Raw genomic sequence first — 8525 nt, forward strand, 5'->3', positions numbered from 1 at the left:
TTCGGTCTTCGTAGCTGTACATGAACTATCTCCAAGATAGTCCAACTTTTCGTCCGCACCCCCCCCGGGTCACTTCTAATTGGAAATCAACAGGCTTCGCGCTTCACGGCGGGCCCTACCACTTTTTTGAAACCAGATCCTTCATCGCGGCCAGGTCCAGCATCTGCTCGGCCAGAAGCTTCTTCAGCTTTGCGTTCTCATCTTCCAGCGCCTTCAGCCGCTTCGCATCCGACACCGTCATGCCACCGAACTTGGCCTTCCAGTTATAGAAAGTGCTTTCCGACATACCGTGCTTGCGGCACAGGTCCGCGCACTTCGCCCCGGCCTCGTGCTCCGTCAGAATGCCGATGATCTGTTCGTCCGTAAATCTCGTTCGTTTCATTGTCCGTCCTCAAGTTGGATCGGACTCTAATCGATGGTGGAGGAAAAATCCCGTGGCAGGTCACGTGATTTTCAGAGCGCCGCCGCGCCGTGAGAGCGTGGAGAAATCAGGCACAGAAAGCTCCAGTTTTAGCAGTCGTGCAATCGACCGGATGAAGCCTTGCGTCTGTCGCAGCGCCAGATTGAAGACGACCCTCAATGTCAGACATAGCTCGATCGCCAGGTCGGAATAGCGGGCTTGACCACCGCGCGTCTTCCGCCGTTCAGCAGACCAGTTTTGGACCACATCTTCAGAAATCCAGACGGCCAAATCGCCGCGCCGTCGCAGGCTCTCGTTGTAGTCTGCCCAGTTGGTCACCCGGAACGTCGCCTTGGCAAATTTACCACGGCGCGCTTCGTTGAATTTGTACGGCATCTACGTTAGATCACAGCAAGGAAAACGCAGGAACTACCCAGCAATAGCGATCCGTGCAACAAGCTCCGACGGAACCTTTCTACGCGAGGGTAACTGCGGCCGCTCCACGATCGGCGATAGCATTGTGGCAGTTGCGCGTATCGTATGCTCCATCTGCGGTTACGCTGCCAATGTCCTTATCGCGCGGGGTCTGGTTGAGCAGTTTGGCCCCCCCTGTCTGGCAATGATATGGCATAGTGTGGTTGCGGAGGGGAGCCCGTCCCCCCGCCGCAAATGGGGTCAGAACGGATCAGCCACTCCCTTCGGCAATGGCACGTCGAAGGCATTAATGGTCATGGAAATCAATGTGTAATAGCCCAGAATTCCGACCAGTTCGACTACCCCTTCAGGGCTCAGAAGTTCGACAGCAGCCCTATGCGTTTCGTCCGAAACCCTGTGTGTGTGGTGCAATTCATGGGCATAGGCATAGATAGCAGCCTCGGCCTTGTTCTGGAAGTTGGGCGTCTTTCCGACGCGGATATCTTCGACAATTTCTGGTGCCAGTCCCGACTGGATCGCAATCGGCGCATGGACGGCCCATTCGAAACCCGAGCCCCAGAATGATCCGGTCACCAGGATGGCAAGCTCGGATAGGCGCGGGGGTAAACGGGTCTCATAGCGGCAAAACTCGCCCAAGGCTTGCGCCCGGTCGGCGAGTTTCGGGGATTGAAGCCAGACGCGCAACGGTCCCTGCACCAGACCGCGCTTGCCGCTTGCGATGGCGTCAAACACAGTCTGTTGTTCCAGGGTCAAGGCGGTTTCGTCCAGTATAGGCTGACGGTTTTCTGGCATATTCTGGTCTTTCTGTTTTGATGAAGATTTGATATTTGCGCTGCTCAGCGTGAGCGCTGAACAGCAGGCTGCGCGTCGGATTCAAAGCGGATATGATCGCGAAAAGCAGAGAAAACACCATTGGGAACAATCTGGTAGATCTCGTCCAAAAATGCGTTTGCGGCCAGCGACAGATCATGGCGTCGGCGTGTCAGCAGGCCCAAGCTACGCTCGGCCTCGGGGTTGACAATGCTGCGCCATGTCAGGTCGGGGCGGGCGACCACGGGTAGGCAGAGCGACGGTAGGGCGCTGACGCCATAGCCGACCTGAACCAGCCCCGAGATCGTCGCTAGTTGGTCGACCTCCATTGTGATGTGCGGAGTGATCTGCGCCTTGGCAAAAGCCCGGTCGGTCAAGGACCGTACGGATGTGGCCCGTGTCATCACGATCAGCTTTTCGGTACTCAGCACCTCCCATGACACCGTTTCCTGATGCGCCAAAGGGTGGTCCTTGCGCAGGATCGCGACCATCCTGTCATGCAGTAAGGGTTTGAAGTCGATATCGAGATCCGTCGAGGGGTCTACCGATATGCCGAAATCGACCTGTCCCGACCGGACCAGTTCGATCACATTGCCATGTAGAACATCGCGGATTTCTAGCTGCACCAGCGGGTGTTTCTCGGCAAAATGGGTCACCACATCTGGCAGCATTCCGGCGGCCAGCGATGGCAGCGCCGCCACGGCAACACGTCCATTGCGGATGGCCGCGACATTGGACATCTGCGCGAAGGTCGATTCCCAACCTTGCATGAGATTTCGCGCCAGAGGCAGGAAATGGAGCCCCTCGGTGGTCAAGAACACCGTCCGCGAGGTCCGCTGGAATAGCTTCATTCTCATCGCGTCTTCCAACCTCTGGATCGACAGGCTGAATGCAGGCTGTGATAGCCCGACATGGCGCGCCGCATCGCTGAAGCTGCCAAGCTCGGCCAGAGCTAGAAAAACATCGATTTGTTTCTTGGTCACATTCATTTATTGATGCAATCAATAGATTAGAATTATAAATTAGACAAATAATAGCGCGAAGCCTTACCAATGTCCCAGCGTTTTTTGGCGGGGAGGCCAGAAAACTGTGGAAGTCTTGGGGAGGGGATATGCGGAACCTATTCAGAATCGGTTGCGGAGCTGGCTTTGGCGGTGATCGTCTTGACGCCGCAATTCCTGTAGTTCGGTCCCTGATCGCCTCGGGTGGTCCTGCCAGCCTGATGTTCGAGACCCTGGCCGAGCGGACTCTTGCCCTTGCGCAACTTGCCCGCGCCGATGGCAGCGTTGGCTATGACCCTTATTTGTTGGACCGGCTGCGCCCGATTCTTGCTGCTTGCCTGCATCATGGCATCACGATTGTCGGTAATTTCGGCGCCGCCGACCCAAGCGCCGCCGCGCAGGCCATCGGCGCGCTAGCGCAAGAACTTGAGCTCAGAGCTCCGCGCATTTTTGTCGTCACCGGCGATGATCTGATGGCCTCTTCACATCAGGGTGACATCGCTCCGATCCTGCGCGATTGCTTGCCGCCCGACACGGCTCCGCTTAGCGCGAACACCTATCTGGGCGCGACGGAAATCCGCGACGCGCTGCTGGCAGGGGCCGATATTGTCGTCACCGGGCGGGTGGCTGACCCGGCATTGGCTCTGGGGTCTGCGGCCGCGCATTTTGACTGGTCCTTTGACGATCTTGACCTGATCGCAGCGGGCACCATGGCCGGCCATCTGCTGGAATGTGGAGGTCAGGTGACTGGCGGCTATTTTGCGGATCCCGGGCACAAGGATGTAGTCGGGCTTGCCGATCTGGGCTTTCCGATTGTCGAGTTATCGGCCGATGGATCCCTTGTGGTGACCAAACCGGCAGGGACTGGCGGATGTGTCACCGCCGCGACTGTGAAAGAGCAGCTTCTGTATGAAATTCACGACCCGGCAGCCTATCTGACGCCGGATGTCGTTCTGGATCTGACCGACGTGCATGTCGGGGAACAGGGCCATGACCGTGTCGCCTTGCGCGGCGCGCGTGGCAAGCCCCGCCCCGCGACGTTGAAGGCCACCGTCTGCTATGATGGCGGTTTTCTGGGCGAAGGCGGAATTTCCTATAGCGGTCCCAATGCGGAAGCCCGCGCGCGTCTGGCTGCTGATATTCTGCGCAGCCGGCTTGGTCGCGACATGGATCTGCAGGCTAGTCTTGTCAGCACGCAGGCAGATATGGTTGCGCTGGTCGATGACAGTTCTAGTCTGCAAATAGGCGCGACCCCGCCGCCTTTTGACACGATGACCCCGCCACAGCGTGATGTGCGTCTGCATATCGCGGTGCGCGCGCCGGACCGGAAACGGGTCGAACATGTCATGCACGAACTGGGGGCGCTATATACCTGCGGGCCGGGCGGCGGCGGTGGCGTGCGCAGCACCATTCGCAGCCGGGTTTATACCAGCTCGGCTCTGATCCCGCGTGAATTGGTGCGAGCCTCTTACTTTGAATGGAAGGGTGAACGATGATCCTTTTGTATGATATCGCCCATGCCCGTGCGGGCGACAAGGGCAACCGGCTGAACGTTAGCGTCATAGCCTATGCGCCGCAGGACTATTCCACCCTTGTTAAACAGGTCACCGTGGCCCGCATTCGCGCCGCGCTGGCCGATCGCAATCCCGGCCCTATCGAACGCTACGAACTACCCAATCTGGGCGCGCTGAATTTTGTCATCGACGATGTTCTCGATGGCGGGGTAAATGCCAGCCTCAATTTGGACGGACACGGAAAATGCCTGTCATTTCGCATCCTTGCGATGGAACTAGATCAGGCGTGACGGCACCAACAGATTTCTTTGGAGGAGGAAAAACATGAAACATTTCAAAGCACCCCTGGCCGCAATTGCGACAATGGCCATGCTGGCCGGTGCATCGGCAAATGCGCAGGATACGCGCTTGCTGATCGGATCAACTTCGGCATCGTCCAGCCAATATGGCTATTTTGTTGCCTTAGGCCAGTTGATCAATGACACCATTCCCGGTGTCACAGCTTCAGTCGCGGAAACGGGTGCGACGATGGATAACCTGCGCAGAATGAAGCGCGGGCAGGTCAATATGGGTCTGGTCACGACCAATATTATCGAACATGCCCATGCTGGCACGCAGGAATTCGATGGCGCACCGCAAGAGGCGCCGCTGCTGTGGGTCTATGCTCCGGCGCCGCAGAATGTGGTGGTGCGTGCTGACGCCGATATCACCACGTTGGAAGATCTGAACGGCAAACGCTTCAATCCCGGCATCCGCGGCTCGGCCACCGAGGCCACCGCCGAAGCCGTTTTGGCCAAGCTGGGCATCACACCCGATGTCGTGCGCGGCTCGACCACGGATGTGGTTGACATGATCAAGGACAATCGCGTTATAGGTTATGTGAAATCCGGGGCTGGCAAACGGCTGGATGCCTCATCTCTGGATATCAATACCTTCACACCGGTGCAGGTCGTGTCCCTGACCGATGTGCAGGCCGACACGATCCGCAGCGAGATGAAAGACCTGTCCGTCGTGTCGATCGACGATGCCGGCGAAGGGATCGCGCCCTACAAGACATGGTCCTTTGCGCTGGCGGTGTCTGCAACGCCTGAGATGGACGAGGACACCGCCTATCAGATCACCAAGGCCGCAATGGAGGACGACTCCGTTCAGCGCAACGCCCTGCCTTCGCTGGCCGCGTATGATCTGTCGGAGTTGACGATGGAATATGGCACGGTTCCCCTGCACCCCGGCGCGGCACGTTACTTTGCCGAAATGGGGTACGATATTCCCGAGCATATGCGGCCCGCTGCCGCTCAGTGACGGGCAGACTTCGGGAGGGAGAAATCCCTTCCGAAGCCCATGCAGGCTGAAAGAAGCCCGCCACCATCTGTCAGGAGGAGTTCAAGATGCGCGATACCGCAGCAAAGATCGTGGCTGTCTTCATCGGATTGTTTGTTCTGTACACCTCGGCTGCAGGACCGTTCGAAAGCCTTGTGCAGCGAGCGCTGTTTCTGGCCCAAGTCATGACGCTGGCGGCTCTGATGTATCCGCTTGCCCCGGGCAGCGCTCTGCGCCCGCTTGGCATCATTGTGGATCTGGCATTGGTTGCCATGACATGGGTGGCCTGCGGCTATATTGCCCTGAACTATGATGACATCATGAACGCATTGCCCTGGGCTACCGGGCGTGATCTTTTGATGACTGCGGGGTTGGTTCTTGCAATCCTTGAGATGGGACGGCGTGTCGTTGGTCTGATTTTCCCGGCGCTGGTGGTCATCGGTCTGGCTTATGCGCTGCTGGGCCACTACATTCCGGGCCAGTTGGGACACAGCCAGTTCGATCCCTATTTCGTGACCGAGACGCTATTCTTGGGCGATCTTGGCATTTGGGGCAGCCTGTTGAGCATTGCTTCGACGGTGATTGCTGCCTTTGTGCTGTTTGGCGCATTCCTGCTGCATACAGGCGGCGGAGAAACCTTTATGGATCTGGCCATGCGTCTGGGCGGCAGAAGCCCGGGTGGGGCGGCCAAGACCGCTACTATCGCCTCGGGACTGTTCGGCATGGTCAGCGGCAGCGCCGTCGCCAATGTCGCCACGACCGGCAATTTTACCATCCCGCTGATGAAGCGCCTTTCCTATCCCGCGCCCTTTGCGGCGGCTGTCGAGGCCGTGGCCTCGACAGGCGGGCAGTTGGCGCCGCCGATCATGGGTGCTGCCGCCTTCGTGATGGCAGAAATTCTGGGCGTCAGCTATGTCACTATCATGATCGGGGCGATCCTGCCGGCGCTTCTGTTCTATTTGTCGGTCTTCATCACCGTGCATGTCGTCTCGGTGCAGCGTGGCTTGCGGATCGTGGATGATGAGACCATTCCGCGCTGGGGTGCTATCCTGCGCTGGCGCCGGATTCTGCCGGTCGTGGCCGCGCTTGGCGGGCTGTTTGTCGGCATTCTGACCGGGCGTTCGGTGCAGACCGCAGCCTTTTTCGGGATCGCCGCGCTGTTTGTGGCCTTTATGATCGCCGCCATCGGGGCCAGCCGTCCCAAGGACATGCTGCGCCAGATGCTGTCGGCGCTGGACGATGCCGGGCGAGGGCTGGTCATTATCGGCATCCTGCTGGCCGGGGCACAGATCCTTGTCGCCATGATCAACTTGACCGGGATCGGCGTCACCTTGTCCTCGCTGATTGTCACGCTGGCGGGAAATTCGGTGGTGCTGGTGGCGATCATTGTCGGGCTGATCTGTCTGGTGATCGGAATGGGGTTGCCGACCACAGCGGCCTATGTGCTGGTGGCGGCCGTTCTGGCACCAGCCCTGACTAGCGTCGGTGTCGCGCCGCTGGCCGCGCATATGTTCGTCTTTTACTTTGCCACGATTTCGGTGATCACGCCGCCCGTCTGCGTCGCGGTTTTCGTGGCCGCAGGCATTGCCCAGACTAACTGGCTACCCGCCGCGCGCGAAGCGGTGCGGCTGGGTGCGATGACATATGTCGTTCCTTTCATGATCCTAATCTATCCCGGCATGATCGGGCAGGGTGGCCCCTTGGCCATTGCCGAGGCGCTTGTCTCGGGATTGGTTCTGGTCGTCGCGATCCCCTGCCTTCTGGGCAAGATGCCCCTGACCGGACAGCGCATGCTGGATATTGTCATCTATCTGATCGCGATCGCGACAGCCTTGCTGCCTTATCCCGCAGCCTCGGCCGTAGCCGTCTTGATCCTGCTGGCCACCAGGCAGCTGTCGCGCCGGTTCCAGCCCCTTGTCGCAAAACCCAAATATTCACAGGAGTGACGGATGCCTCTGAGCGCCCCCGATAAAATCACCCATGTCGCAATTGTCGGAACCGGAGTCATTGGAGCGGGCTGGGCGGCCTTGTTTCTGGCGCGGGGTTTGCGCGTTCACGCGATTGACCCGGCACCGGGTGCGCAAGAGCGCTTGCACAACACGATCCGGTCGATGTGGACCAGCCTGTTGGAGCTCGGGCATACAGAACGGCCTACGCTGCCTTTGGATCACCTTAGCTTTGCAGAGGCCCCAAATGCCGCACTTGGCGCGGCGCAGTTGGTTCAGGAAAACGCCCCCGAAAATCTGGCGCTCAAACGCCAGATTTTAACCCAGGTCGAGGAATGGGTGCCGGTCGAGACAGTCATCGCCTCGTCAACCTCGGCGCTGCTGATCGGGGACATTCAGTCGGGGGCACAGCATCCGTACCGTTTTCTTGCCGCGCATCCTTTCAACCCGCCCCATATCCTGCCTCTGGTCGAAATTTCCGGCGGACCCAAGACGCGGCCTGAAATCCTTGACTGGGCGATGAATTTCTACGGCTGGCTGGGCAAGGCTCCCGTCCGCCTGTCGCGCCAGATCGAGGGACATATCGCTGGCCGTCTTGGGGCTGCCATGTGGCGTGAAGCGGTGTCACTGGTCGAACAGGGGGTGGCGACGGTTAGCGATATCGACGCTGCCGTGCGCAACGGCCCGGGTCCGCGTTGGGCCAGCACCGGCTGTCACATGACCTATCATCTTGGCGGGGGCGACGGCGGCATGGCGCATTATTTGGCCCATCTTGGTGCCAGCCAGCAGCGCCGCTGGGACAGTCTGGGCACCCCAGACCTGACCCCCGAGCTATGCAAGACGCTGGTCGAAGAGGTCAATATCGCCGCCGAGGGACGCAATATCGCGAGTCTGGTAGAAGAGCGCGACCAGCGTTTGATCGAGATCATGAGATCGCGCGTGAACAAGCATGTAAAATTGACTCCGTAGCGGAGGGGTATTGTCAGGTTAATTTCCTTTGCCCGCACTTTTGCCCGTGAGGATTTGATCAAGCCGTCATTGCAGCGGCACAATCGATCCAACGGCGAAATGCGGCTGTCCGGGTGTGGCGATATTTGGA

The 8525-nt window shown here is 59.0% G+C and carries 8 protein-coding genes and 2 pseudogenes; 5 read left to right on the forward strand and 5 right to left on the reverse strand.

What is annotated here, in order from left to right:
• Window positions 1-92: 92 nt before the first annotated feature.
• The 5 genes and pseudogenes from ACN0SD_RS20385 to ACN0SD_RS20405 all read right to left on the reverse strand — a co-directional run.
• Window positions 93-382, reverse strand: a pseudogene (locus ACN0SD_RS20385) (transposase); the annotation flags it as partial.
• Window positions 383-442: 60 nt separating this feature from the next.
• Entirely contained in the window at window positions 443-796 is a 354-nt protein-coding gene (locus tag ACN0SD_RS20390; RefSeq protein WP_417810011.1) for a transposase, read from the reverse strand.
• 91 nt (window positions 797-887) lie between these two features.
• A pseudogene (locus ACN0SD_RS20395) lies at window positions 888-998 on the reverse strand (IS5/IS1182 family transposase); the annotation flags it as partial.
• A gap of 77 nt (window positions 999-1075) precedes the next feature.
• The gene (locus ACN0SD_RS20400; protein WP_417810012.1) at window positions 1076-1588 is read right to left on the reverse strand and encodes a carboxymuconolactone decarboxylase family protein; all 513 of its coding nucleotides are present in this window, start codon (window positions 1586-1588) and stop codon (window positions 1076-1078) included.
• A gap of 83 nt (window positions 1589-1671) precedes the next feature.
• On the reverse strand, window positions 1672-2628 hold the full coding sequence (locus ACN0SD_RS20405) for a LysR family transcriptional regulator (protein WP_417810013.1): 957 nt from the start codon (window positions 2626-2628) through the stop codon (window positions 1672-1674).
• A gap of 128 nt (window positions 2629-2756) precedes the next feature.
• Between ACN0SD_RS20405 and ACN0SD_RS20410 the strand changes: the two genes are divergently transcribed.
• The 5 genes from ACN0SD_RS20410 to ACN0SD_RS20430 all read left to right on the forward strand — a co-directional run bounded on the left by ACN0SD_RS20410 (window position 2757) and on the right by ACN0SD_RS20430 (window position 8395).
• Window positions 2757-4142, forward strand: a complete 1386-nt coding sequence (locus ACN0SD_RS20410) for an acyclic terpene utilization AtuA family protein (RefSeq protein WP_417810014.1) — start codon at window positions 2757-2759, stop codon at window positions 4140-4142.
• Window positions 4139-4450 carry a hypothetical protein gene (locus tag ACN0SD_RS20415; RefSeq protein ID WP_417810015.1) on the forward strand — a complete coding sequence of 104 codons (312 nt, stop codon included), beginning with the start codon at window positions 4139-4141 and terminating at the stop codon, window positions 4448-4450. Before ACN0SD_RS20410 ends, ACN0SD_RS20415 begins: the two co-directional genes overlap by 4 nt.
• Before the next feature lie 34 nt (window positions 4451-4484).
• A complete protein-coding gene (locus ACN0SD_RS20420; RefSeq protein ID WP_417810016.1) occupies window positions 4485-5462 on the forward strand; it encodes a TAXI family TRAP transporter solute-binding subunit in 978 nt (325 codons plus the stop codon).
• 86 nt (window positions 5463-5548) lie between these two features.
• Window positions 5549-7426: a TRAP transporter permease gene (locus ACN0SD_RS20425; RefSeq protein ID WP_417810017.1), complete on the forward strand. Its 1878-nt coding sequence runs from the start codon at window positions 5549-5551 to the stop codon at window positions 7424-7426.
• Between the two features lie 3 nt (window positions 7427-7429).
• Complete coding sequence (locus ACN0SD_RS20430) at window positions 7430-8395, forward strand: 3-hydroxyacyl-CoA dehydrogenase NAD-binding domain-containing protein (RefSeq protein WP_417810018.1); 966 nt, start codon at window positions 7430-7432, stop codon at window positions 8393-8395.
• Window positions 8396-8525 lie beyond the last annotated feature (130 nt).

The sequence above is a fragment of the Thioclava sp. genome (genome assembly GCF_048263065.1).
In the GTDB taxonomy this organism is placed as follows: Bacteria; Pseudomonadota; Alphaproteobacteria; order Rhodobacterales; family Rhodobacteraceae; genus Thioclava.